General features: G+C 35.3%; 23 protein-coding genes. 11 read left to right on the forward strand and 12 right to left on the reverse strand.

The window, feature by feature from the left end:
• Positions 1–82: 82 nt before the first annotated feature.
• Entirely contained in the window at positions 83–1051 is a 969-nt protein-coding gene (locus RLT85_RS04765) for an OmpA family protein (RefSeq protein ID WP_311400886.1), read from the forward strand.
• Positions 1052–1272: 221 nt separating this feature from the next.
• Here RLT85_RS04765 and RLT85_RS04770 read toward each other — a convergent pair whose 3' ends face one another.
• From RLT85_RS04770 to tgt, 5 genes are all read right to left on the reverse strand, one after another.
• Positions 1273–2535 carry an asparagine synthetase B gene (locus RLT85_RS04770; RefSeq protein WP_311400887.1) on the reverse strand — a complete coding sequence of 421 codons (1263 nt, stop codon included), beginning with the start codon at positions 2533–2535 and terminating at the stop codon, positions 1273–1275.
• 50 nt (positions 2536–2585) lie between these two features.
• On the reverse strand, positions 2586–4139 hold the full coding sequence (gene dnaB / locus RLT85_RS04775) for a replicative DNA helicase (RefSeq protein ID WP_311400888.1): 1554 nt from the start codon (positions 4137–4139) through the stop codon (positions 2586–2588).
• A 166-nt stretch (positions 4140–4305) separates the two neighbouring features.
• Positions 4306–5259, reverse strand: coding sequence for an acetyl-CoA carboxylase carboxyltransferase subunit alpha (locus RLT85_RS04780; protein ID WP_311400889.1), 954 nt, complete (start codon positions 5257–5259; stop codon positions 4306–4308).
• Between the two features lie 128 nt (positions 5260–5387).
• Entirely contained in the window at positions 5388–6467 is a 1080-nt protein-coding gene (locus tag RLT85_RS04785; protein ID WP_311400890.1) for an LptF/LptG family permease, read from the reverse strand.
• A 1-nt stretch (position 6468) separates the two neighbouring features.
• On the reverse strand, positions 6469–7599 hold the full coding sequence (gene tgt, locus RLT85_RS04790; RefSeq protein WP_311400891.1) for a tRNA guanosine(34) transglycosylase Tgt: 1131 nt from the start codon (positions 7597–7599) through the stop codon (positions 6469–6471).
• A gap of 418 nt (positions 7600–8017) precedes the next feature.
• On the opposite strand from tgt, the gene RLT85_RS04795 reads away from it, so the two are divergent.
• Genes RLT85_RS04795 through RLT85_RS04805 form a run of 3 tightly spaced genes read left to right on the forward strand, consistent with a single transcriptional unit; the run spans position 8018 to position 10797 of the window.
• Entirely contained in the window at positions 8018–8863 is an 846-nt protein-coding gene (locus RLT85_RS04795) for a transketolase (protein WP_311400892.1), read from the forward strand.
• 19 nt (positions 8864–8882) lie between these two features.
• Positions 8883–9842 (forward strand): transketolase family protein, encoded by a 960-nt coding sequence (locus RLT85_RS04800; protein ID WP_311400893.1) that lies wholly within the window; start codon positions 8883–8885, stop codon positions 9840–9842.
• Positions 9843–9879: 37 nt separating this feature from the next.
• Positions 9880–10797 carry a T9SS type A sorting domain-containing protein gene (locus tag RLT85_RS04805; RefSeq protein WP_311400894.1) on the forward strand — a complete coding sequence of 306 codons (918 nt, stop codon included), beginning with the start codon at positions 9880–9882 and terminating at the stop codon, positions 10795–10797.
• Positions 10798–11109: 312 nt separating this feature from the next.
• Here the strand turns inward: RLT85_RS04805 and ettA are convergent, their stop codons facing one another.
• Positions 11110–12801 carry an energy-dependent translational throttle protein EttA gene (gene ettA, locus RLT85_RS04810; protein WP_311400895.1) on the reverse strand — a complete coding sequence of 564 codons (1692 nt, stop codon included), beginning with the start codon at positions 12799–12801 and terminating at the stop codon, positions 11110–11112.
• Between the two features lie 220 nt (positions 12802–13021).
• Here ettA and RLT85_RS04815 point away from each other — a divergent pair, with 220 nt between their 5' ends.
• Positions 13022–13339, forward strand: coding sequence for a thioredoxin family protein (locus tag RLT85_RS04815; protein ID WP_311400896.1), 318 nt, complete (start codon positions 13022–13024; stop codon positions 13337–13339).
• Between the two features lie 293 nt (positions 13340–13632).
• Here the strand turns inward: RLT85_RS04815 and RLT85_RS04820 are convergent, their stop codons facing one another.
• From RLT85_RS04820 to RLT85_RS04830, 3 genes are read right to left on the reverse strand one after another with little or no spacing between them, the layout of a single operon-like run.
• Positions 13633–14340 (reverse strand): DUF4377 domain-containing protein, encoded by a 708-nt coding sequence (locus RLT85_RS04820; RefSeq protein WP_311400897.1) that lies wholly within the window; start codon positions 14338–14340, stop codon positions 13633–13635.
• Between the two features lie 13 nt (positions 14341–14353).
• Entirely contained in the window at positions 14354–14833 is a 480-nt protein-coding gene (locus RLT85_RS04825; RefSeq protein ID WP_311400898.1) for a DinB family protein, read from the reverse strand.
• Positions 14834–14843: 10 nt separating this feature from the next.
• Positions 14844–15020, reverse strand: a complete 177-nt coding sequence (locus RLT85_RS04830) for a CAL67264 family membrane protein (RefSeq protein ID WP_311400899.1) — start codon at positions 15018–15020, stop codon at positions 14844–14846.
• A 264-nt stretch (positions 15021–15284) separates the two neighbouring features.
• On the opposite strand from RLT85_RS04830, the gene RLT85_RS04835 reads away from it, so the two are divergent.
• The 6 genes from RLT85_RS04835 to RLT85_RS04860 all read left to right on the forward strand — a co-directional run bounded on the left by RLT85_RS04835 (position 15285) and on the right by RLT85_RS04860 (position 22851).
• A complete protein-coding gene (locus tag RLT85_RS04835; protein WP_311400900.1) occupies positions 15285–16928 on the forward strand; it encodes an acyl-CoA carboxylase subunit beta in 1644 nt (547 codons plus the stop codon).
• A gap of 150 nt (positions 16929–17078) precedes the next feature.
• The gene (locus RLT85_RS04840) at positions 17079–17738 is read left to right on the forward strand and encodes a hypothetical protein (RefSeq protein ID WP_311400901.1); all 660 of its coding nucleotides are present in this window, start codon (positions 17079–17081) and stop codon (positions 17736–17738) included.
• 27 nt (positions 17739–17765) lie between these two features.
• On the forward strand, positions 17766–18434 hold the full coding sequence (locus RLT85_RS04845) for a hypothetical protein (RefSeq protein ID WP_311400902.1): 669 nt from the start codon (positions 17766–17768) through the stop codon (positions 18432–18434).
• A gap of 125 nt (positions 18435–18559) precedes the next feature.
• Positions 18560–20194 (forward strand): M1 family metallopeptidase, encoded by a 1635-nt coding sequence (locus RLT85_RS04850; protein ID WP_311400903.1) that lies wholly within the window; start codon positions 18560–18562, stop codon positions 20192–20194.
• A 494-nt stretch (positions 20195–20688) separates the two neighbouring features.
• The gene (locus RLT85_RS04855; RefSeq protein WP_311400904.1) at positions 20689–21885 is read left to right on the forward strand and encodes a tyrosine-type recombinase/integrase; all 1197 of its coding nucleotides are present in this window, start codon (positions 20689–20691) and stop codon (positions 21883–21885) included.
• A 54-nt stretch (positions 21886–21939) separates the two neighbouring features.
• The gene (locus RLT85_RS04860) at positions 21940–22851 is read left to right on the forward strand and encodes a hypothetical protein (protein WP_311400905.1); all 912 of its coding nucleotides are present in this window, start codon (positions 21940–21942) and stop codon (positions 22849–22851) included.
• A gap of 789 nt (positions 22852–23640) precedes the next feature.
• Here RLT85_RS04860 and RLT85_RS04865 read toward each other — a convergent pair.
• Genes RLT85_RS04865 through RLT85_RS04875 form a run of 3 tightly spaced genes read right to left on the reverse strand, consistent with a single transcriptional unit; the run spans position 23641 to position 24839 of the window.
• Entirely contained in the window at positions 23641–24051 is a 411-nt protein-coding gene (locus RLT85_RS04865; protein WP_311400906.1) for a protein-export chaperone SecB, read from the reverse strand.
• A gap of 1 nt (position 24052) precedes the next feature.
• Positions 24053–24277, reverse strand: a complete 225-nt coding sequence (locus RLT85_RS04870) for a hypothetical protein (RefSeq protein ID WP_311400907.1) — start codon at positions 24275–24277, stop codon at positions 24053–24055.
• On the reverse strand, positions 24231–24839 hold the full coding sequence (locus tag RLT85_RS04875; RefSeq protein WP_311400908.1) for a hypothetical protein: 609 nt from the start codon (positions 24837–24839) through the stop codon (positions 24231–24233). Before RLT85_RS04875 ends, RLT85_RS04870 begins: the two co-directional genes overlap by 47 nt.
• Positions 24840–25010 lie beyond the last annotated feature (171 nt).

Raw genomic sequence — 25010 nt, forward strand, 5'->3', positions numbered from 1 at the left:
TTTGAGAGGGTTTTTTTATCTTACTACGTATTGTATTTGTTGAAGTAATATGCGTTTAATTTTACTACTATAATTTTTATATATGTGTAAATCTATTCTATTTTCCATTGCTATCTTTTTGTTAAGCTTTACCATTAGTGCTCAAGTTCCTGTGCATTTAATTAAGTTTAAAAAGTACTATCGCTTAAAAGATAAGTCAGAAGTGTTTATTCCATTAGGGAATGTATCTTTTGCAGATACTGTCATCGATTTTAAGGAAGGAAATCCTAAAGCCTTACCCGAATATAGCGATCCTTTAGCTGCAGTAGGTGAACCTGACTATGAAAAGTATTTGGATCAATCTTATGTTTCCCTAGGTTGCCTAGGACAAATGACTGCTGTTTTTAAAGACAATGGTTTTATTGACATTGATGGCCCCGATTTATATTTTTTTGAAATTGGTCCTTCTATTGAATCTTTTAAAGTGGAGATTTCTAGTGATAATGAAAACTGGATAAATATTGGGAGAGTAGATGGAGGAAAATCTGCTATAGATATTGCCCGTGCTAACATTCCTAAAGAAGAGGAAGCGATTTATTATTATGTAAGAATAACTGATTTAGCTTCTTTCTGTAGCGGTCCTACTGCCGGAGCTGACATTGACGCCATCGGAACCGTAGGAGCTGTTTTAAAACTTAATGTGGAAGCCAATTTATTGTTCGATACCGATAAGTACGATTTAAAACAAACTGCCTTAGAGAAACTAGAAGAATTTAAAGACGTTATAGTTCAAATTCCCAAAGCCGAAATCATCATCTCTGGCCACACTGATAGCGATGCTGATGACGCCTATAACTACACCCTAGGAATGAATAGAGCTAAAGCGGTAGAATCCTATCTGCATCAAATCCTAGAAGGAAAGGGTGAATATACCTACAAAACAGAATCTTACGGAGAACGTGAACCTATCGTAGAAAATAATTCTGAAAGAAATAAGCAGAAAAATAGACGCGTAGAGATTCTAGTCTTACCAGATAAAGAATTCTATAAAATACCCGTGAAGTCTGAGTAAGATTATAGACCTCTGCTGCTTTTAGATTATAGAAACTAAACTTAAAACAAAATCTACAATAAGCAACGTCTCAAATTACCGACCTTTATTAAATTAGAAAAAAATTTGACGCGCAGTTGAGAGGTCGTGAGGTCTCGACTCCGCTCGACCTGACATTTAAAAGACTATTTCCTACGATTCAATTTATTTAGAAATAGATCTGCGTTATTACTAAAAAAACTCTAGGTCTTCTGCTTCTTCTTTTTTGCTGCAGGAAATAAGACATTATTTAATATAAGTCGGTAGCCGGGAGAAGTAGGATGAAGCGAAAGTTCTGTTTTGGGATCTCCTACTTTATGCTGATAATCTTCTGGATCGTGCCCTCCATAAAAGGTAAAGAAACCTTTTCCTTTAATTCCGTGGATGTACCTTGCTTCTTGGTTCGCTTTATTTTCTCCCATCACCAACACATTTGCTTTAATGGTTTGCCTATCAAAAGAAGTAGTTTGTCCCATAAATCCTTTCACTAAAGACGTATGATTTTGACAAAGCATTGTAGGCACCGGATCCCATTTAGCAGAAAAATTCATTAGCGTAAAATAATCAATTTCTTTAGGAATTCTTCGCTTCGTCGTCATATCTATAGACGAAAACTCATAAACCATTGGACTTCTTTCCAAAATAAAATCTGTAAAGGCAAAGGTCTTAGAAAAATCTATTTTGCTTTGATACCCAGGATCGCTGGCATCGCCATCAAACATAGGTTCACAAATATCTACGCCTTCAGCAGATAATGCGATGTCAAAACTATCGGTAGCGCTACACATCGCAAACATAAATCCGCCTCCAACCACATAATTTCTAATTTTTAAAGCAACGTCTAGTTTTTCTTCAGATACTTTTTGGTAGCCTAATTCTTTCGCTAGATTTTCGGCATTTTTCTTTTCTTCTATATACCAAGGAGTCGCTCGATAACGTTTGTAAAACTTCCCATATTGACCTGTGAAATCTTCGTGGTGCAAGTGCAGCCAATCGAATAGCAATAACTCATCTTCTAAAACTTCTGTATCGTAAATGGTTTCATAAGGAATTTCAGCGTAAGTAAGTACCATTGTTACCGCATCATCCCAGGGAGCATTTCCACTTGGAGAATAAACGGCAATTTTAGGAGCTTTCTCTAAAACGACGGCGTCCATATTTTTAGACGGACTTTCAATTTCAGTTAAAATTGATTCCGCTTTAACGTCACTCAACAACTCAAATGAAACCCCACGTATCTGGCATTCTTTCCGTAAAGCATCGGTATCTGGCATTAAAAAAGAGCCTCCTCTATAATTAAGCAGCCACTTTACCTTCTGTTGCTTGGCAAGAATCCAATAAGTAATTCCGTAGGCTTTTAGATGATTTTTCTGCGTTTCAGCATCCATAGGAATTAACACATAGGATGCGAAAGATTCCATCGAAAAAAACAAGGTGACAAAGACGAATAAAAATATTTTCTTCATACTTAAAAGTAAGTATATTATTTAGAAAATTAGACTAAAAAAAATACTTTTTAAAAAGGCACATCATCTTCATCTCTCTGATCTAATTTTGGTGACGAAGAACCAAAAGCATCTTCTAAGGAAGGGAAATTTTGTGGATCAAAACCTTCTTTGTTCTCATCCTGATTCATTTTAGAAGGTATCTCTGAAGGATAGTCAAAATCATCTAAGTTATCAAACTTACCAAGATTACCAATAAATTTGAGACGAATGCTATCTAAACCACCATTACGGTGCTTGGCAATTATAAATTCGGCCTGACCATCTGTTGGTGATTGTTCGTCATCATCCCACTCATCAATTTTGTAATATTCTGGTCTATAAATAAACGATACAATATCGGCATCTTGCTCAATCGCTCCAGATTCTCTCAAATCTGAAAGTAAAGGACGTTTGCTCCCTCCTCTGGTCTCTACCGCACGCGATAGCTGGGAAAGTGCGATTACGGGAACATTCAATTCTTTTGCCAGAGCTTTTAGGTTACGCGAAATCGTCGAAATTTCTTGTTCCCTATTTCCTCCTCCTTTTTGCGAACCTCCTGCCGTCATCAACTGCAAGTAATCAATCACGATAAGCTTAATCCCGTGTTGAGAAGCTAAACGTCTTGCTTTTGCTCGTAAATCGAAAATGGAAAGCGATGGCGTATCATCAATAAATAATGGGGCTTTCTCTAGACCTTTTACTTTTACGTTCAGTTGTTCCCACTCGTGTGTTTCTAGATTTCCTGTTCTTAATTTTTCTGAAGAAAGTCCAGTTTCCGAAGAAATTAAACGGGTAATTAATTGTACCGAAGACATCTCACAAGAGAAGAAAGCCACGGGAATATTTTGACCTACCGCAATATTTCTCGCCATAGATAAAGTCAAAGCTGTTTTTCCCATACCTGGTCTTGCAGCAACAATAATTAAATCACTAGGCTGCCATCCTGAAGTTAGTTGATCTAATTTATCAAATCCTGAAGGGATTCCACTTAAACCTTCCTTATTAGAAATCTCTTCTATTCGCTTTTTAGCTTGAATCACCAAACTCTCAGCAGTTTCCGAAGAACGTTTAATATTTCCTTGGGTTACTTCATAGAGTTTAGATTCTGCTTTATCCAATAAATCAAAAACATCGGTACTTTCATCGTAAGAATCTTCAATAATTTCACTCGAAATTTTAATTAAGCTCCGCTGAATATATTTCTGTAAAATAATCCTTGCGTGAAACTCAATATGTGCCGAAGAAGATACTTTTTGAGTGAGTTGAATCAAATAATAATCACCACCAACCATTTCTAACTTTCCGTCCTTCTTTAATTGACTAGAAACCGTTAATAAGTCGACTGGCTGGCTATGTTCAAAGAGTAAAAAGATAGCCTCATATATATATTTATGAGCATCTTTATAGAAAACATCAGGATGTAGGATGTCGATCACTTCATCTACCCCTTTTTTGTCAATCATCATTGCTCCAATCACAACTTCCTCTAATTCAACTGCTTGAGGAGGTAATTTTCCTTTCTCTAACTGAATAATATTGCTTTTGGGTGCAGAATATGCTCGACTTTGTTTTACTTTCTCCATAGTACGAATGTAAAAAAATTGTTAATGAAAACGTTGTTTTTTGTGATTAGCTTAGTTCACATGTTATGAACAATTCTCCTGTTCATAACTTATATTTTTTGTTAATAACCACAAAAAAATCCGAAACAAACAGCTTCGGATTTTGTATTTGTAAGATTAAGTGCTGCTAACCTTTAAAGACTCCCATAGAAGAATATTTTTCCATCCTAGCATCCACCAAATCTTTTGGTGATAAGTTTTTTAATTCCTCGTGAGAATCAATAATTACCTTTTTTAGGTTTGTAAACATTTCCTCTCTGTTGCTATGCGCTCCACCCAAAGGTTCCTTGATAATCGTATCAATTACTTTAAGTTTCTTCGCATCGGTAGCCGTGAGTTTTAATGCTTCGGCTGCTTGCTCTTTATGATCCCAGCTTCGCCATAAAATAGAAGAACAGTTTTCTGGAGAAATTACAGAATACCAAGAATTTTCTAACATCATCACTTTATCTCCTACACCTATTCCTAAAGCTCCCCCGCTTGCTCCTTCTCCAATCACAATGACGATGATAGGAACTTTAAGGCGAGTCATTTCTATAATATTTCTAGCAATTGCTTCTCCTTGTCCGCGTTCTTCTGCTTCTAAACCGGGATAAGCACCAGGGGTATCTATAAATGTTACTACAGGAACTCCAAATTTCTCGGCAGATTTCATTAAGCGCAATGCTTTGCGATAGCCTTCTGGATTGGCCATACCAAAATTACGGTATTGCCTTGTTTTGGTATTATAGCCCTTCTGCTGACCAAAAATCATAAAGCTTTGATCTCCAATTTTACCTAAGCCACCAACCATGGCTTTATCATCTGCCACATTTCGATCCCCGTGAAGCTCTAAAAATGTATCTCCACAAATGGCGTTAATATAATCTAAGGTATAGGGTCTATTGGGGTGTCTTGATAATTGAACGCGTTGCCAAGCCGTTAGATTTTTATATATCTCTTTCTTAGTCGATTCTAATTTCTTCTCTAATTGCTTGCAGGTTTCACTTACATCTACTTCACTATCTACACCAATGGCGCAAGCTTTATTAAATTGTTCTTGTAGCTCTTTGATGGGAGCTTCAAATTCTAAGTATTCCATAGTGGGTTATGGCTTTTATTAGTTTATAGCCTACAAATATATAAAACTTATGCTTGGGTAATCCAACTTAGATTTATTAATTTAAAGTAGAATTTACTTTACGGAAATAATCGTAATTTCTAATAAAATTAGCGCTTAGCTTTTCGCAGTAAGAAAAAAGCGAGCACCCCAAAAAAGACATTGGGAAACCACACCGCTATCAATGGAGAAAACGTAGATTTCTCTGCCATGGTACCAAACACTTTATCAAAAAAGACGAAAACAAAGGCTATCGCAATCCCTATAGCTAAATTAACTCCCATTCCTCCTCTTCTCTTCATCGCCGAAACCGCTACCGCAATAATCGTTAAAATATATGCAGAAACCGGTAAACTCCATCGTTTGTAAGCCACTACTTTATACCTATTGATATTGGCGGAACCTCGTTTTTTCTCTTGCGCTATAAATTCATTTAGCTCGGTAAAATTCTTGGTTTCGGCAATGTAGGAAACCGGAGTAAGTTCATCAAATTCAAAAGGCAAAACAGTATCCAGTTTTCTATTTTGAATCAACACATCATCGGAATCAACTCCCACTATTCTTTTTTCAAAATTAGATAAGGTATAGCTAGAGTCTTTGGGATTAAAGCTCAATCTACTAGCGCTTATCTTAAATTGAAGTACATTTTCTTTAAAATGCTCTAGACTAAAATTACTTGCAGTTCTATTCTTAGGATCAAAATTGGTAGCAAAAATAAACTCGTCGTCATTAATTTGCTTAAAGACGTCTTTTGTTTCTGCTGCTCCTTTGCCTCGTTTTAGGTATTCATAAGTAAAGTCGTTAAATCCTTGACTGGCACTTGGCGCTAAATACATTCCCATAATCAAAGCACCAAAACATATAATCGTAGCTCCTATTAAGTAAGGTCTTAAAAACCGAGTAAAGGAAACCCCTGAACTTAAAAAGGCGATAATTTCTGTATTGTTCGCCAACTTAGAGGTGAAAAAAATCACCGACAAGAATAAAAATATAGGAAAAAGCAGGTTGGCAAAATAAATGGTAAAATCTACATAATAATAGGCTACTTCTATAAAGGGTACTTCGTTCGCCAAGATTTTATCAATCTTTTCTGCAAGGTTTACCGTAATCCCAATTGGGATAAACAGCAACAGCAACGTAAAAAACGTTCCTAAATAGCGCTTCAGAATGTACCAATCTAATATTTTCAATCTATAACCTTTTATCCATTTGTTTCACCATTTTATCTTTCCATTCTCTAAAGTCTCCAGCAATGATATGCTTTCTAGCTTCACGAGTTAACCAAAGGTAGAATCCTAGATTGTGTATGGTAGCAATTTGCTTGCCAAGCATTTCGTTTACAGAAAATAGATGCTTCAAATACGCTTTAGAATATTCGGTGTCCACCCAAGTCATTCCCATCTCATCAATAGGAGAAAAATCATCGTACCACTTTCTATTTTTAATGTTAATAGTTCCGTGAGCGGTAAACAGCATTCCATTTCTCGCATTTCGGGTTGGCATCACACAGTCAAACATATCAACACCTAAAGCAATATTCTCTAAAATATTAATTGGGGTTCCTACGCCCATTAAATACCTAGGTTTATCTTCTGGTAAAATTGCAGTCACCACTTCAGTCATGGCATACATTTCTTCCGCAGGTTCCCCTACTGAAAGTCCGCCAATCGCATTTCCTTCGGCGCCAGCCTTAGCAATATATTCTGCAGATTGCTGTCTTAAATCTTTATAGGTGCTTCCTTGAACGATGGGAAATAAACTTTGCTCATATCCGTAAAGCGGAGGTGTATTTTTAAAACGAACCATACAACGGTCCAACCAACGATGCGTCATATGCATAGAACGTTTGGCGTAGCGATAATCGCAAGGATACGGTGTGCATTCATCAAAAGCCATGATAATATCGGCTCCAATGGTTCGCTGTACGTCCATCACGTTTTCTGGAGTAAAAAAGTGTAAACTCCCATCTATATGAGATTTAAACTTTACGCCTTCCTCTTTTATTTTTCGGTTAGCCGAAAGCGAGTAGACTTGATATCCGCCAGAATCGGTTAAAATATTGCGGTCCCAATTCATAAATTTATGCAAACCGCCTGCTTTTTTAAGCACTTCCATTTGAGGTCTTAAATAAAGGTGGTAGGTATTTCCTAAGATTATATCGGGATTAATCTCTTCCTTAAGTTCTCTTTGATGAACTCCTTTTACAGTTCCTATAGTGCCTACAGGCATAAAAATAGGGGTTTCTATCTTTCCGTGCGCGGTGGTTATTTCTCCAGCTCGGGCTTTACTCCCACTATCTTTGGCTAATAAATCAAATTTCATATGTCTTTTTCAAAAGTGCAAAGATAAACAACTCTATGCAATGACTTGAAAAAAATAGATAACTTCAATTATTAAATTCGGCAGTTTTCTGAAAAACGAATTGGAGGTAATGTACAGTAACCTCTTTTTTACCTGTTTTATTTTAAAATTGTGATAGAATAAACTGGTGTTATTTGATCTAACCTTTATTATTTAAGCAATCTATAGCGTAATGATATATAAGCTTAATTACTCAAATCATAACTATATTACTAAACAAGTCTTTTATCTTAGGTCTTGCAGCGAAGCGTTCTTATATCTTACGAAGACACAAATAAATCTATATTCACATTTTCGGTTAATAATTCACTTTAAATTTCTTTTAAAAGCCTTTAATTAAGGTTACTTTTGCAGAAATCGATTTAACACAACGTTTATCATGTCAAACATAGCACAACTAGAAGACTTTGTAACCCAAGTAAGAAGGGATATTCTTAGACAAGTTCATAAAGTAAATAGCGGTCACCCAGGAGGTTCTCTTGGATGCGCCGAATTTTTTACGGCACTTTATCAAGAAGTGATGGATTATTCTACAGATTTTACGATGGACGGAAAGAATGAAGATCTTTTCTTTTTATCTAACGGACATATTTCACCCGTATTTTATAGTGTTCTCGCTAGAAGCGGATTTTTTCCTGTAGAAGAGCTTAATACCTTTAGATTATTAGATTCTCGCTTACAAGGACATCCTACTACCCACGAAGGTTTACCCGGAATACGAATTGCTTCTGGATCACTAGGACAAGGGATGTCGGCTGCTATTGGTGCCGCCGAAACTAAAAAATTAAATAAAGATTCTCATCTCGTTTATTCTTTACACGGCGACGGAGAGTTACAAGAAGGTCAGAACTGGGAAGCGATTATGTACGCTGCCGGAAACAAAGTAGACAACTTAATTTCTTCCGTAGACGTAAACGGACAGCAGATTGACGGTTCTACAGAAAATGTTCTTCCACTAGGAAACCTAAGAGGAAAATTTGAAGCTTTTGGTTGGGAGGTTTTAGAGGTAGAAGATGCAAATAACATTACCCAGGTAATAGAAGGTTTAAAAGAAGCTAAATCGAGAACGGGAAAAGGGAAACCAGTTTGTATTTTATTGCATACTGTGATGGGGAACGGCGTAGATTTTATGATGCATACCCACGCTTGGCACGGGAAAGCGCCTAACGACGAGCAATTAGAAACTGCTTTAGCTCAAAATCCAGAAACTCTAGGAGATTATTAATCGACACAACACACACGAAATGAAAAAATATACAGATTCAGGTAAAAAAGATACACGCTCTGGTTTTGGAGCGGGATTAGAAGAATTAGGAAAAAAGAACGAAAACGTAGTAGCGCTGTGTGCAGATTTAACAGGTTCCTTAAAAATGGATGCCTTTAAAGAAAACCATCCCGAGCGTTTTTTTCAAGTAGGAATTGCCGAAGCCAATATGATGAGTATGGCTGCAGGAATGACGATTGGAGGAAAAATTCCGTTTACGGGAACTTTTGCCAACTTTTCTACGGGAAGAGTTTATGACCAAATAAGACAAAGTGTAGCTTATTCTGGAAAGAATGTGAAAATTTGTGCTTCTCACGCCGGAGTTACGCTGGGAGAAGATGGCGCAACACACCAAATTTTAGAAGATCTAGGCTTAATGAAAATGTTGCCAGGAATGACCGTTATTAATACGTGCGATTATAACCAAACCAAAGCAGCAACCTTAGCCGTTGCAGAATACGACGGACCTGTTTACCTGCGTTTTGGAAGACCAAAAGTGGCTAATTTCACGGCTGAAGATCAAAAGTTTGAAATAGGAAAAGCGGTTATGTTAACCGAAGGGAAAGATGTGACCATCGTAGCTACAGGCCATTTAGTTTGGGAAGCGCTTCAAGCAGCAGAACAATTAGAAGAAGCTGGAGTTTCTGCGGAAGTAATCAATATTCACACCATCAAACCTTTAGACGACGAGGCGATTTTAAAATCCGTAAAGAAAACTGGATGCGTCGTTACTGCGGAAGAGCATAACTACCTTGGCGGATTAGGAGAAAGTGTTGCAAGAGTATTAGCCGAAAATCATCCTACGCCTCAAGAGTTTGTCGCTACCCAAGATACTTTTGGAGAAAGCGGAACCCCAGAGCAATTGATGGAAAAATACGGCCTTAACGCCGATGCTATTATTAAAGCTACCAAGAAAGTAGTGAAGAGAAAATTAAAATAAATTTAGCTCCTATCGAGCGATGATAAAAAGAAACAAAATGAAAAAAATAAGTGTATTAATAGTTGCATTAACTTTAAACCTCACTGCGTTCGCACAGCAAACTATATCTTTCGAAGAAAGTGAAGGCTATAGCTTAGGAACAATTCATAATCAAAATGATTGGGAAGTAACCGAAGGAAGCGATGGAGTTCTAACAAATCAAGTTATTTCTGATGAAATGGCACAAGACGGAGTATTTTCTTTCAAAAATGCTTATGAACCCGATTTTGATTTTCAATGGTTACCTATTTTTGGTGCCGCAAAAGCTTTTGATACTCCGTTAACTTATGAAAATTTGACCATTTCTTATGATATTTTGGTAACGGAACAATTAGGCGCAGATTTTGAGTTTACAGCATATGCTATCGACAATGAGGAATTTACGCCAGTACTGGGAGTTGGAGTAGAAAACCAAGGTCAATTTTACGCTATTGTTAGTGAGGATTACGATTTTGCTTATATAGAAGATGCTTCTTGGAATGCCAATGAATGGTACACTATAAAAATTGAAATTTCTTCTGATGAAATAAGCTATTATATAAATAATGAATTGGTTTATACAGGAGTTAATTTTTCTCAGTTAGATATTTCGGGAATAAATATGTTGCACAACAACTATGGAGGAAGTGCGTATTATGATAATGTAATGACTACTTATGAAGACCTCGGTGTTCAAACACTAGATAAAAAAGCTTTAGTAGCTTATCCTAATCCGGTAAAAGATTTTATTCATATAGATTTACCATCTCAGGAAGTAATTCAACATGTAGAAGTAATTTCTATCACAGGACAAAATGTACTTCGTAAAAGCAATTCTAATGCTAGCATAGATTTGAGTAGCTTGGCAAAAGGTACTTATATTTTAAAAGTTGATACCGAAGAGAATACGTATCGCAAGACAATTTTAAAGGAATAGGTTAATAGAAAAAGGCGGTTGAGGATAGATATTAGAGGTTAGACGTTAGATGCTAGACATAAGACTCAAGACTCTAAGCGTTAAACGATAAACGCTGTACGCTAAACGCTATACGACAACTATCACAGTTGATTTGTATTTGCCTAGTAACTACTAAAAAACAAAAAAGCTCTTGAAAATTTCAAGAGCTTTTTTGTTTAGAATCAACAACCTCGGGACGTGCCCTCTAGCTATGAATAGGAAAATACTTTTTCAAATTTCCAGGCAAGCCTCGAGAAATTAAACCCTCTGGAGGGATTAAAAGTGAACTTCTTATCGCGTTAACTTTTTGTACTTAATACGTGTTGGCATAATATCGCCACCCAAACGTTTCTTCTTATTTTCTTCATAATCAGAGAAGCTTCCTTCAAAGAAGTAGACTTGTGAATCTCCTTCAAAAGCAAGAATGTGCGTACACACTCTGTCTAAGAACCAGCGGTCGTGAGAAATGACTACGCCGCATCCTGCAAAATTCTCTAAACCTTCTTCCAAAGCTCTCAGTGTATTTACATCCAAATCGTTGGTAGGCTCATCCAGTAGCAAAACGTTTCCTTCTTCTTTTAAGGTCATCGCTAGGTGTAAACGGTTACGCTCTCCTCCAGAAAGCATATTCACTTTCTTGTTCTGTTCACTACCGCTAAAGTTAAATCGGCTCAAGTAAGCTCTAGAATTTACTTCTCTACCACCCATCATGATCATATCTTGCTCGTCGCTAAAGTTTTGCCAAATGGTTTTTTCAGGATCTATATTAGAGTGACTCTGGTCTACGTAAGCGATTTTAGCCGTCTCCCCTACTTGAAACTCACCTTTATCTGGTGTCTCCTCGCCCATAATCATCTTAAAAATGGTAGTTTTACCCGCTCCGTTAGGACCAATAATTCCTACAATTCCCGCTTGCGGAAGTTTAAAATTAAGATCTTCATACAACAATTTATCTCCAAAAGCTTTACTTACACCCACTGCTTCAATTACATTGTTACCCAAACGCGGACCGTTAGGAATGTAGATTTCCAGTTTTTCGTCCATTTGCTTTTGATCTTGGCTCATCAACTTATCGTAGTTATTTAAACGCGCTTTTTGCTTGGCTTGCCTTCCCTTAGGTGCCATTTTGACCCATTCTAACTCTCGCTCTAAGGTTTTCTGGCGTTTAGAAGCCGATTTTTGTTCTTGTGCCATTCGTTTAGATTTTTGATCTAACCAAGAAGAATAGTTCCCTTTCCAAGGAATTCCTTCTCCGCGGTCTAATTCTAAAATCCAACCTGCCACATTATCCAAGAAGTAACGGTCGTGCGTTACTGCGATAACCGTTCCTTTATATTGCTGTAAGTGGTGCTCCAACCAATGTACCGATTCTGCATCCAAGTGGTTGGTGGGCTCATCTAATAGTAGAATATCTGGTTCTTGCAATAATAAACGACACAAGGCCACTCGCCTGCGTTCCCCACCAGAAAGTACACCAATTTTCTTATCGGCTTCTGGCGTTCTTAGCGCATCCATCGCGATTTCTAATTTAGTATCAATTTCCCAAGCATTGGTCGCATCAATTTTATCTTGCAAAGCCGCTTGCTTGTCCATGAGTTTTTGCATTTTGTCTGCATCTTCATAAACTTCTGGCAATCCAAACTGGTCGTTAATAGAATTATATTCGTCCAAGACAGCCATAGTTTCTGCAACGCCTTCTTTCACTACTTCCAACACCGTTTTGTCTTCATCCAATTTTGGTTCTTGCTCCAAATAACCTACAGAATAGCCTGGAGAAAAAACCACATCGCCTTGATAGTTCTTTTCCTGCCCTGCAATGATGCTCAATAAAGTTGATTTTCCAGATCCGTTAAGACCTAAAATCCCAATTTTCGCACCGTAGAAAAAGCTTAAGTAGATATTTTTTAATACAGGAGTATTTGCATTCTTATAAGTTTTGGTGAGTCCCGACATGGAAAAAATCACCTTTTTATCATCTGCCATTGTAATTTTGTTTTATTGAGTTAATTTGGGCGTTCCTTCCCTCCCAAAAAAAATGGAAGGGAAGGCCGCGCTATTCGCTATATCTCCATTTTTGCTGAATCGCAAAAATAGAGGATGTCGCTGCTATCGCTAACGCAAATATCTGAAAAATAATGATGTAAATACATGAATTTGAATAAGAAAACATCTTCTAATTTTACTTTTTGATGAAGCTATACTTATGAACTTAGAAAAGATTGAAAATCAAATTGCTACAGGAGAAGCTAGCTTACTCTATTTTAGCGGAACTCATTGCAGCGTTTGCCAAAGCCTGCGTCCAAAATTAGAAAAAGCTTTGAGTGAACATTTTCCTCAGCTTTCCTTTTTAAATATTGATGCGAGTCAACATCCCGAAATCGCCGCACGTTATACTGTTTTTCAAGTTCCTACTATGTTATTTTTCATAGATGGGAAAGAATGTATCCGAAAAGGAGGAAATTTAAGTGTACCCATTTTTATGCAACAAATTGAGCGTTTGTATCATTTATACTATAAATGATTGTTGTCTAATAAAGAGCCAAGACCGCTTGCCGCTAGAATGAATCCTTTGGGGCTGGCCAGCAATGACAGGGACTTGATTGTAATTTTTTGATAAATAGTAGCAGTTTAAAGTAGAAACATCCACGCGAACTCGATAAAATTATTTTCAAAAAAGTAAGTTACATTCTAAAACCTTATCCCTTCCGAGTTTTCAATAAAGGCCTCATAGGTTTTCAAAACTTGTGAGATCTGGTGAACCTGGTGAACATTGAAGCTTTTCGGTTTTTTGAATAAAAGCGAATATGCTCTAAATTAATCTGTTTTTTGAAGCTGAAGAACTTCGTTGTCTTTTTCGTCATAGAAACGAAGCTTTAGATTCTCTCTATGATAACGGCGTACCGAAAGCAATGCTCTTTTAAAAGTATTAGGTATTTTCATATCACGGCACATTTTTCGAGTTAGTGCGATGTTTTCAAAACTAATTTTATCTTCCGTAAATTTAGTAATTTCTCCAGATAATTCATTGCACGAATCATTACCGTATATTTTCATTTTGGTAAGATTAATTTCCAATCTGGGATGGTCTGTTCCTTTGGCGATAGCATTCTCATTCATATTTTCTACCACCCAAATATCGTGTAAAGCGTAGCTCATATCCTTTTCTTCTTTTAGCGTTTCTAGGAGACGGTATTGGATGCTAGAAGCATCTGCGGGGACACTTTTTAAATCTAAAGAAGTTTCTTCCACTTTAATCTGCTGAAAATATGCTGGTTTAAATGTAAAATCTGCTATAGGTTCATAAAAGAATTCCCAAGAAGCATCTTTTAAATTTTCGCTTTTTGAAACGAGTAAACACTGCATTTTTCCTGCGCCTCCACTACACTCTTTTTTATAGCTATTTACCCAATAGGTATTTGTTGTAGTTTTTGAATTGGTCTTTTCTTCTTCTTTTTTTACCTCTTGGCAAGCATTGGTGGTTAATATTATGGCGAGGATAAAGAATGAAGTTATCGTTTTCATGAAATTTTTATTTTTATGAAGTATGCAATCCTAAACAACGCAAAATAACCAATAGTTGTCCCGTATGGTATGCAGTATGCTCTATCACCAATAAAGCTTCGCGCAATAAAGTTTGTCCCTCTTTTCCGTTTTTTACAGGTCGTGTAAGGGAATTGCTGGTGTCTTCTATAAAAGCAGTCAAACTTTCTAAGTTACAGTTGTATTGATGTTGCAGGTCTTCCCAGTCTTCTTTTGTTCTAGGCTGCTTGTGTGCTGGCCAATACTCATTGGGCCAGTCGGGAGTTTTATAATTTTTCGATATACAAAATTCTAAAATATCTTTTTGCGTATACATAATATGATAGAAAAGTTCATAAAAAGAGTATGGCAAATCTTTGGGGCGCTCCCCTAGTAGATCAAAAGGAATCTCTTGAAGCATTTTGGAGACAGGCACAAAAGCTTCTCCTCCTTGCAAATGCTTTACCAATTGTTTTCTTACGGCTTGATCTATCATACTTTCTATTTTACACTCTTCCCTTTAAGGCATTAAACACCCAAGCAATAGCAAAGAAGCCTACTCCCACTGCGGCAAAACCGTAGCCGGCAACTTCATTGTATCTAAATGCCCCTAAAGCTATTAATCCTATTCCTACGACAATCATGATAAATGTGGCCCAAGCCAAAACAGTGTTTTTATTCATGCTCATTTCTTATATGCTTTAATTTTTACTAAAATTGAATGTTGGTAAGTTTACAAAAATACTATCTATTCTAGAAAAAACTAAGATTATAACAAATCTTTAGGGCTAAAATAAGTTTAGGTTTTTGTATTTTCGCTATCCAATTAGATGCGTTAAGGATTGAGCGGCCTGTTTGAGCTCTCCCAATGAGAATTGGGAAGCGAGTAGCGAAAGCCTGACCCATTGATAAATGGGGAACGCCCAAAAACTGAATAACTTTTAACCATGGATATAAAATTTAATAAAAACGAAGACCATAATAAATTATTGGTTTCAGACTTAAATAGTAAACTCAAAAAGGTACACTTAGGTGGCGGGGAAAAGCGAATTGAAAAGCACCACGCTAAAGGAAAATTAACCGCACGAGAGCGAATCGACTTTTTATTGGACGATCCTAAGGCGGCTATAGAAATTGCTGCTTTTGCAGGCGACGGAATGTATGAAGAACACGGCGGATGTCCTAGCGGTGGCGTTGTAGTGAAAATAGGTTACGTTTCTGGGAAACAAGTGATTGTAGTGGCCAACGATGCTACCGTAAAAGCGGGCGCTTGGTTCCCTATCACTGGAAAGAAAAACCTTAGAGCGCAAGAAATTTCTATAGAAAACCGTTTGCCTATTATTTACTTGGTAGACAGCGCGGGGGTGTATTTACCGATGCAAGCCGAGATTTTTCCAGACAAGGAACATTTTGGACGCATTTTTAGAAACAACGCGGTGATGAGCAGTATGGGAATTACCCAAATTGCCGCAGTGATGGGAAGTTGTGTCGCTGGTGGCGCCTACCTTCCTATTATGAGTGATGAAGCGCTTATTGTTGAAAAAACAGGAAGTATTTTCTTGGCTGGAAGCTATTTGGTGAAAGCTGCCATTGGAGAAAGTATAGATAATGAAACGCTTGGCGGAGCCACAACGCATTGTGAGATTAGTGGGGTAACCGATTATAAAGCGAAAGATGACAAGGATGCGCTTACCAAGATTAAGAATATTGTAGATAAAATTGGAGATTTTGATAAGGCTGGTTTTAATCGAAAGAAAGCGGTGAAGCCTAAATTAGATCCGCAAGAGATTTTTGGTCATTTGCCTGCAAAGCGAAGTGATCAATATGATATGATGGAAATCATAAATCGTTTGGTAGATGACTCTGATTTTGAACCTTACAAAGACGGTTATGGACAGACTTTGATTACCGGTTATGCCCGAATTGATGGTTGGGCCGTTGGAATTGTTGCTAATCAAAGAAAAATTGTAAAAACGACAGCGTCTAAAACCAAGCCGAAAGAAATGCAGTTTGGAGGCGTGATTTATTCGGATTCTGCCGATAAAGCCACTCGTTTTATTGCGAACTGTAATCAAAAGAAAATACCGTTGGTATTTTTACAAGACGTCACCGGCTTTATGGTAGGAAGTAAAAGTGAACATGGCGGCATTATTAAAGACGGCGCTAAAATGGTAAATGCGGTTAGCAACTCCGTAGTGCCTAAATTTACGATTGTTATAGGAAATTCTTACGGCGCAGGAAATTATGCGATGTGTGGTAAAGCTTACGATCCTCGTTTAATCGCTGCTTGGCCAAGTGCTGAATTAGCGGTGATGAGTGGAAATTCTGCTGCTAAAGTATTGTTGCAAATTGAAACAGCTTCTTTAAAAAAGAAAGGAGAAGAAATTACTCCAGAAAAAGAAAAGGAACTTTTTGATAAAATAAAAGCAGATTACGACGAGCAAGTAAGTCCGTATTACGCGGCTTCGCGCATTTGGACCGACGGTGTAATAAATCCTCTTGATACTCGTAAATGGGTCTCTATGGGAATTGAAGCTGCCAACCACGCTCCTATTACTAAAGATTTTAATCTTGGCGTGATTCAGACTTAATAGGTTTTAGGTTGTATTTTATATATAAAGAACTCATCAACTTTATACTATTCTTAAATATAAACTGATCTATAGAAAAAATAAAAATGCTATCCGTTATGGGTAGCATTTTTAGTTAAAATGAGTAGTTTAGATGCTCATCAAATTTATATGAAAAACAAAATTTTACTCGTTTTTATAATTCTTCTGTCGTTAAGCAGTTGTAGCTCTACTTTTACGACACTTTCTAAGGATGAATATGCTGAGCTTTCTTATACTCTACCTGCAATTTATATAATGGAAAAACCAGATTATGCTGGTATTGGTTCTAAATATTATTCTAATGAACTTAATCGAACTACAGCTTTAGAGAATCATTTTAATAAAAAAATTGATATAAGATCTTTGGATGTTCTAGATTCCATCGTTATAGATAACCAAGTAAAGTTAGCGTTTACAGATTCAAAATCTATCCAAAACGACATTTTTAATAAAGTTTCAAGAGAAAAATTAGGTGATTACTATTTGCAATTAATTCGTTATAATCCTAAAAAAGTAGAGACTCCAGAATGGCTAAAGGATATTCTGAAGACTTCGAAAACTAACAAGAATCTAGGTTTTGTGCTTCACCGATCTTATAAAGTAAATGAAAAAAGAGAAAGAACAGACCCATTAGTTACCTATCAACCAATGCAATTATATAGCATGATTTGGAATAAAAAAGGAAAGCTTCTAGCTTTAGAAAAATCAGATATCTTATCTGAAGGAATTGAAGAAATAGAGTTTGATAAAGCTTGGAAAAAAACTATTTTCACGCTTTTAAAAAAATAAAAAACTGAAATTTAACAAAGACAAGTAATGCATTTACAATGTTTACATTTAACTGGATTCTATAAATTAATCCTCATTTTTTGCGTAATAGCACTTACAGCCTGCCAAAACGAAAAGAAACAGGAAGATCCTCCAGAAGACTACAACCTTAAAATAGAATTTAAAACTTCCAATTTGCAGTTAGACAGTATTATGCTAAAATCTGCCAATAGGAAAAAACAAATGACCGCAGTATATAAAAATAATGCCGCTTTATTTTTAGTTGAAGATTCTATTAACGATTTATATGATCTTAAGCTGTACACGCATAAAAAAATTATCAATAAAAAAATATGGCTTAAAGGACAAAACATTCATATTAAAGGAAAATTAGCTCCGCAGATTTCTATAGATACGGTGATTAATTCGCCACTTTATTATACAATTCAAGAGAATTCTAAAATCCTGAGAAGACTTTATGAAGAAGATGAAAAAAACCCAGAAATAGATGCGTATTTACTTACCAAGATAAAAGAGCTTTTAGCCAGCCCTATTTCTTTTGCAATGGCAGATACTTATATGTACAGAAACCAAAATAACTTAAAAAAATTACAAGATTTAAAAGTTATTTTAGATCAGCAATCGCAAAATTTAAAAACCCATTCCCTTAGTGTTCATGCTAACTTAAATAATACAATCGCGCAATTAAAGGATTAGGTTGGTTGGCACGGTGGTGCTTACAATTGCTTGACTTTAACTTTACCCATATTATTTAGTATCCGTCAAGTGCCAAATTGCATCGTTTTTGCAATTTAAATCTAGTTAATATTAAAATCTATACTATGAAAAAGATTATTTTCACTTTTATACTTCTTGGAATTACGCTTTCTAGCACGGCTCAAGTTTTAAGCAACAAAAAAGGAAATTATACCAAAGCCGACTCGCTTCGCGGTTCTCTAAGACCTGAAAGAACCAATTTTGATGTATTAAAATATGATTTACACGTGAAGGTAAATCCGGAGAAAAAATATATTTCTGGGGTAAATAAAATTACTTTAAAGGTTTTAAAACCAGCGCAAAGGCTTCAGTTAGATCTTTTTGAGAATATGAAGGTTGATTCTATTGTGTTTCAGGAAAAACAACTTAGCTATCAACGAGAGTTCAATGCGGTTTTTATAGATTTTCCAATTCCGCTTGACGGGAAAAAAGAGATAAAGGTTGATTTCTATTATTCAGGAAATCCTATTGTTGCTAAAAATGCGCCTTGGGATGGCGGTTTTATATTTACAAAAGATAAAAATGGAAAGCCTTGGGTGAGTGTTGCCGTACAAGGTACTGGTGCCAGTTTATGGTATCCTAATTTAGACCATCAAAGTGATGAACCAGAGGAAGCCGAAATTCATGTGGCCGCTCCCAACGGATTGATGAATGTTTCTAACGGGAGATTTACCGGAAAAAAAGATCTAAACAATGGTTTTACTGAATGGAGTTGGAAGGTGACAAACCCCATTAATAATTACAACATTATATTAAATATTGGAGATTATGTGCATATACACGACACGTACCAAGACTTAGATTTAGATTATTATGTGCTTTCTTATAACAAAGATAAAGCAGAGAAACAGTTTAAAGAAGTAAAACCGATGATGGACTGTTTTTATAAAAAATTTGGAGAATATCCTTTTATAGAAGATTCGTATAAATTGGTAGAAACACCTTACTTGGGAATGGAACACCAAAGTGCGGTGGCTTATGGAAATGGTTTTAAAAATGGCTATTTAGGTAGAGACTTATCTGGAACTGGAGTCGGCTTAAAATGGGATTTTATAACAATTCATGAAAGTGCACACGAATGGTTTGGAAACAGCATTACGGCAAAAGATATTGCCGATATGTGGATTCATGAGGCTTTTACTACCTATGCAGAATCGGTTTATGTAGAATGCCGTTGGGGAAAAGAAGACGCCCTCACCTACTTGTTTGGGTTAAGAGGTTCGGTCATGAATAATAAAGCTATTATTGGCGATTATGGCGTAAATACAGAAGGTTCTAGCGATATGTATTATAAGGGTGCCAATATGTTAAACAGCATTCGAAGCGTAATTAATGATGACGACAAATGGTGGACTTTACTAAAAGAATATACTGAAACTTACAAACATCAAATTATTGATACGCCAACGGTGATCAACTATTTTGAAAAACGTACACAGGCAAAACTCACTCCTGTTTTTGACCAATATTTAAAATATTCCCGTTTACCGGAATTGCAATTAAAAAAGGAAAAAAATAAGGTCTACGCACGTTGGAACACCGATGTGGAAGATTTTAATATGCCTTTAACCCTGAATGTAAACGGAAAAGATGTTCTTGTTTCTCCCACCAACCAATGGAAGAAAATGCCTTTTAAAGTGAGTTTAGAAGAAATTGAGGTTGATTTAAAAAAGTACTACATACTTATAAGTAAAGAATAAAGTCTTTTAATTTTAATGTCATCTAGCCCCGTAAATCTTTCTGATTAATTACCTGCCATATTTTCTTTAGATTATATTTTAGTGATCTATCAGACACAATTAAATACGCTTTTTACACTTAAACAATGGTGCAAAAAATGCTTTTTGGAAAAAACTAGTCTAGCTGAAATAAGAACTATTCAAGTTCTGCTTATTTGGGGAAAAAGACTTCGGCTTTTTCCAGGTTAACGCTTTAACAGACCAGCCACGCAAAATAGTTCACCAGGGTGAAATTAAACAGATAATGCCTTAATTGAATTGTTTTTTATCAGAAGAAAATAAAAGCAGATTTATCAAATTTTGAAAGTAAAAGAAATTGACACGAAGGCCAGACACTCATTTTCAAGAGAATATAAACAATTCTGAAAAAATTATTTAGGAAGTTAAGACTCACATTTTTTCCTTAATTTATTTTTTTTGGTTAAATTGAAGGCTGGTTTTCTAAATCGACAGATATGGCTTTTATAATTTTAGACTCGTTTTTACTTCAAGAAGCACTCCAAATTGGGGTTCGGTTTTCTACATTTGATCATCGCTTAAAGCAATTAACCAAGAAAATTCTACATATAAAATGGTCTGCTGCGCATAGCGCATACTATATTCCGTATTCTAAGGAGAATCAATTCTTTTTATTCAAATACTTTAATGAAGCAGGATGCTATGTAGATTACGAAAAAATGAAAAACGTTAAAAAATTACTTCCGCGGAAGCGTGAGCTAAAACGAAAATTTGCTTCGGTAAGTAAAACTGATTTAGATCAAGATCAGGTTATAGAACTCAAAAAATTTGTTTCTTACTTAAGAGGCAAAAGATTTAGTGAGAGTACGGTGCGTTCTTACTATGGATTTTTATTGAAATTGGTGGTATACAGCGAAAAACCGGCAAATTCTTTAACCTATAGAGATATGGAGCTTTTTTTAGAGAAGGTAATCACCAAGCAGGGATATTCGGTAAGTTCTCATAGACAATGTGTAAGTGCTTTAAAACATTTTTCGAATCTTTTTGAGGTGGAAGGAATAGAGAATTTAGAAAATTTAAGACCAAGAAAAAGCAGATTATTGCCAACGGTGCTTTCTCAAGAAGAAGTGATACGCATTTTACAGGTCACCAAAAATTTAAAACATCGGTTTATTTTGGCGCTGATCTATTCTTCTGGTTTACGTATAGGAGAATTGCTTGCGATGAAAGTTGCACATATTGATGTAGAAAGGAAACAAATATGTATTGTTTCGGGAAAAGGCCGAAAGGATCGCACGGTAATATTGGCAGAAAGTATGGTTGCCTTATTTTACAACTACGTAAATACATATCTCCCTGATAATTATTTAATTGAAGGCAAAAATGGCGGAGAATACAGTCCTTCCAGTATACGCGCGTTTCTAAAGAAATCCTGTAAATATGCAAAAATTTTAAAACGGGTAACTCCACATACCTTACGGCATTCTTATGCTACACATATGTTGGAAGATGGCGTTGATTTGAGATATATTCAGTCGCTTTTAGGGCATAGTAGACCAGAAACAACTATGATTTATACACACGTTAGCAAAAAGGATTTATTACGAATTAAAAGTCCGTTAGACACTGCGGTCTTACATTTAAAAGAAACTGGATATAATACTAAAAATGTGTTGTTATCCCGTAAATATTAACGCTAAAGGTGTACATTTGAGCTGATATAACTAGTTGCCCACAATTTGAAAAAAATGCAGAAATACCTCATAATTTTAGCTTTGATTACAATGTCTTGCAAAGGACAAAACGAGAAAAATAATCCGACTGAAATACCTACGTCTGAAATTATTAAAACTTCGGAATTTGAATTAATCAAAGCTGAAAATCAAAAAGGATTATTGATTTTATTTCCTTGTTTCCCTTGCGACGCGGAAAACACATTAAGCGAATTTAAAATCAAGGAAGTTAGTGGTAAAAACGGCTTTTCAGTTTTGGCAATGAATTTAAATCAACATTTGTTCTTAAATCAGACGGAAAAACAAAAATTAGCAGAACAGCTGGAAATAATAATCTCTCAAAACGACCTAACCAAAAAAAATATATTCATCGGTGGTTTTTCAAGTGGCGGAAACGTGAGTTTATTAATTAGCAATTACCTTGTAGAAAATAAAAGCTCAATTCAACCCGAAGGTCTTTTTATTGTGGACTCACCAATTGACCTTTTAGCACTTTATAAAACTGCCAAAAAGAACTTGGAAATGAACTTTGCAGAACCGTCTGTTCAAGAAGCAACGTGGATAAAAGATTTTTTTGACAAAGAGTTTGGAAATCCTGAAAACGGAATAGCTAATTATGAAAAAAAATCACCTTTTACTTACGAAACAGAAAATATCGAGAACTTGAGAGGATTGAAAAATCTAAAAATCAGATTATACACAGAACCTGATTTAAAATGGTGGAAGGAAAATAGAAAAAACGATTTTGAGGATTTAAACGCTTTTTACATTGAAAAACTGGCGGACAAATTAAAATCTGAATTTGGAAATACAAATGTTGAACTTATAAAAACAGAAAATCGAGGTTATCGAGCAAATGGAGAAAGACATCCACATTCTTGGTCGATAGTAAATGAAAAAGATTTAGTAAATTGGATGACCGAATAAAAAACTGTGGGCAACACCGTATATAGCTCATAGCTTGGCAGTTGCTTAATCGAAGTTAAGGCATACTTGGAAAGTCGCCAAATTTTTAAATTTGACGATTTCCAATAAAAAAGAAAAATAGTAAAATTTAAAAATCTGGCTTGTGCTAAATCCGAAAATAATCGCTAATTTACACGCTACGAGCCATATACAAAACCGTTGGCAGCAATGCAAAAACCGAATTCAGAACTATTTTGAGAATTATATTTTTAATCGGTGTTATCTTTCTTTTGGATGGTTCGGCCGACTGAAAAAAGCTTATCTAAATCAAATAATTTTTTTGAGCTTTAAAATATATTTTTCTATAAAATTGCGGACTGAATTAGATTTCGTTTTTCCAAAAAGCCAGTTTTAACCGAATGTTCTGCCCTCGCCAAAAATCCGGTTTTAAAATATTTTCTCAACGGAACGCAAAAAATGGTTTCGGATAAAAGTTGTTTAGAAAAATATTCAAAAGCTAAAAGATCAACGTTCAAAAAACCAACTCGAAAATTCTACGGAGAACAAAAATCCGGCTGGATTTGCAGTAAATAGCAGAACGCAAAAGCACAACGTTCGTCGTTTCAAAAAAATTAGTTCTAACTCAAAAATCCGAAATAGCAAAGCTGCCAACACCGTATAACAGCCATTGTTCGGTTTGGTTTTCTACCGAATATTTTACGATAAATCCACATTTTTGTGCTTTTTTGCTATCTTTAATGCCAAATCCGCCACAACGGCGGTTATACAAACACGTTGCCAGTAATTTGACTAATCAGCAGACTCTTCGCTTTTAACGGATTCTTCCTTGTCTTTTACGAACTGAACAAAATTAATAGAAGGCAGAATTACTGGGTCATAACCCGATTGTAAAGTTAAATTTGAAACATATGCTCTTAAAAATGGAAAAGCTATTGCTGGTGCATTGATTTTAGGGAAATTAGAAAGTTTAAATTCTTCTGTAATATCATCATTGAGTTTAAACATAAAAACAGCCTCAACAAATAAATCAAAAAATTTATCCTTTACTTCTATTTCAAATCCAACACCAAAAGAATTTTTAATCTCTTTAGGAAAAAAATGTCCAGTAGATAAGTCAAAAGAATTATTCTCTCTTGGCTCACCTTTAATTGATGAAAAGTTTACGTTTATTACTCTCCAATTTTCTAATTGAATTTTCATATTAAGCAGCTAAGAGTAAAGATTCCATATCATTAGTATCTACGCTATTATCAGAATTTGAACAATAGAAAGTTTGACCGACCGTATCAAATAATTGATTGTCAATTTCAAAATCTAAATCTTCTTCAAAACCATATTTACCAATTGCTTTAAAATATAATTCCTCTGGACTTATGTTTTCAAAGTATTGGTCTATTCGATTCTTTATATCTTTTTTTAGTTTCATCTTTTATATCCCCTATTTCTATAATATTAGAACTAGTTATATTTTTAGTTGGTTCATAAACTGTACATATTGTACAATTAGAAGTTCTCAATGTAATGTTTTTAATTCTTTCTTTTGCAAATTTAATATAAAAATTCCCTTTAACAACATCTATTGGTAAAATACCTTCATCTCTTGCTAAGTTAACTAATAATCCATCTATTGGTTTAAATCTTTTGTTAAGTTTTTTAATTTTCCTTTCAAAACAATCACTAATATAAGTTAGTAGTTCAACACCTTCTTCTTTAGTTAGATCTAAAAAATTTTCTTCTTCAACTTCAATAACGGAATTAATAACACAATAACTTTTATACTTATTAACCTGTTTGTTTTTGTCCCAAGCCTCAGCAATAGACCACTTTTTAGCTTGTTCTTCTGGTTTGGAGCTAATGCCATTTACAAAAAAATAAACACCATTCCCTAACCATTCATCATCACCTATTGACGATTCATAATTAGAACTAACTATTTGTTTTGCAGCATTTACACTTGTTCCGTGAAAACCACTAAATTGTAATAACATTTATGAAAATTTAGAACAAAAATATAAAAACTACTGGCAACAACGTATATAAAAAATAGCTAATTCTATTTCTAACAAATTTGCTTTGCTTATTTAATAACGTTATTTTAGTCGGAAAAGTATGTGTATACTTACACGCTACTTTTCATATACAAAACCGTTGGTGGCAAT

The organism is Mesonia ostreae (assembly GCF_031845265.1).
Classification (GTDB): domain Bacteria; phylum Bacteroidota; class Bacteroidia; order Flavobacteriales; family Flavobacteriaceae; genus Mesonia; species Mesonia ostreae.

Coding starts and splice junctions, on each gene's coding strand:
- RLT85_RS04765 (WP_311400886.1), top strand. CDS start 83: ATGTGTAAATCTATTCTATTTTCCATTGCTATCTTTTTGTTAAGCTTT.
- RLT85_RS04770 (WP_311400887.1), bottom strand. CDS start 2,535: ATGAAGAAAATATTTTTATTCGTCTTTGTCACCTTGTTTTTTTCGATG.
- dnaB (WP_311400888.1), bottom strand. CDS start 4,139: ATGGAGAAAGTAAAACAAAGTCGAGCATATTCTGCACCCAAAAGCAAT.
- RLT85_RS04780 (WP_311400889.1), bottom strand. CDS start 5,259: ATGGAATACTTAGAATTTGAAGCTCCCATCAAAGAGCTACAAGAACAA.
- tgt (WP_311400891.1), bottom strand. CDS start 7,599: ATGAAATTTGATTTATTAGCCAAAGATAGTGGGAGTAAAGCCCGAGCT.
- RLT85_RS04795 (WP_311400892.1), top strand. CDS start 8,018: ATGTCAAACATAGCACAACTAGAAGACTTTGTAACCCAAGTAAGAAGG.
- RLT85_RS04800 (WP_311400893.1), top strand. CDS start 8,883: ATGAAAAAATATACAGATTCAGGTAAAAAAGATACACGCTCTGGTTTT.
- RLT85_RS04805 (WP_311400894.1), top strand. CDS start 9,880: ATGAAAAAAATAAGTGTATTAATAGTTGCATTAACTTTAAACCTCACT.
- ettA (WP_311400895.1), bottom strand. CDS start 12,801: ATGGCAGATGATAAAAAGGTGATTTTTTCCATGTCGGGACTCACCAAA.
- RLT85_RS04815 (WP_311400896.1), top strand. CDS start 13,022: ATGAACTTAGAAAAGATTGAAAATCAAATTGCTACAGGAGAAGCTAGC.
- RLT85_RS04820 (WP_311400897.1), bottom strand. CDS start 14,340: ATGAAAACGATAACTTCATTCTTTATCCTCGCCATAATATTAACCACC.
- RLT85_RS04825 (WP_311400898.1), bottom strand. CDS start 14,833: ATGATAGATCAAGCCGTAAGAAAACAATTGGTAAAGCATTTGCAAGGA.
- RLT85_RS04830 (WP_311400899.1), bottom strand. CDS start 15,020: ATGAATAAAAACACTGTTTTGGCTTGGGCCACATTTATCATGATTGTC.
- RLT85_RS04835 (WP_311400900.1), top strand. CDS start 15,285: ATGGATATAAAATTTAATAAAAACGAAGACCATAATAAATTATTGGTT.
- RLT85_RS04840 (WP_311400901.1), top strand. CDS start 17,079: ATGAAAAACAAAATTTTACTCGTTTTTATAATTCTTCTGTCGTTAAGC.
- RLT85_RS04845 (WP_311400902.1), top strand. CDS start 17,766: ATGCATTTACAATGTTTACATTTAACTGGATTCTATAAATTAATCCTC.
- RLT85_RS04850 (WP_311400903.1), top strand. CDS start 18,560: ATGAAAAAGATTATTTTCACTTTTATACTTCTTGGAATTACGCTTTCT.
- RLT85_RS04855 (WP_311400904.1), top strand. CDS start 20,689: ATGGCTTTTATAATTTTAGACTCGTTTTTACTTCAAGAAGCACTCCAA.
- RLT85_RS04860 (WP_311400905.1), top strand. CDS start 21,940: ATGCAGAAATACCTCATAATTTTAGCTTTGATTACAATGTCTTGCAAA.
- RLT85_RS04865 (WP_311400906.1), bottom strand. CDS start 24,051: ATGAAAATTCAATTAGAAAATTGGAGAGTAATAAACGTAAACTTTTCA.
- RLT85_RS04870 (WP_311400907.1), bottom strand. CDS start 24,277: ATGAAACTAAAAAAAGATATAAAGAATCGAATAGACCAATACTTTGAA.
- RLT85_RS04875 (WP_311400908.1), bottom strand. CDS start 24,839: ATGTTATTACAATTTAGTGGTTTTCACGGAACAAGTGTAAATGCTGCA.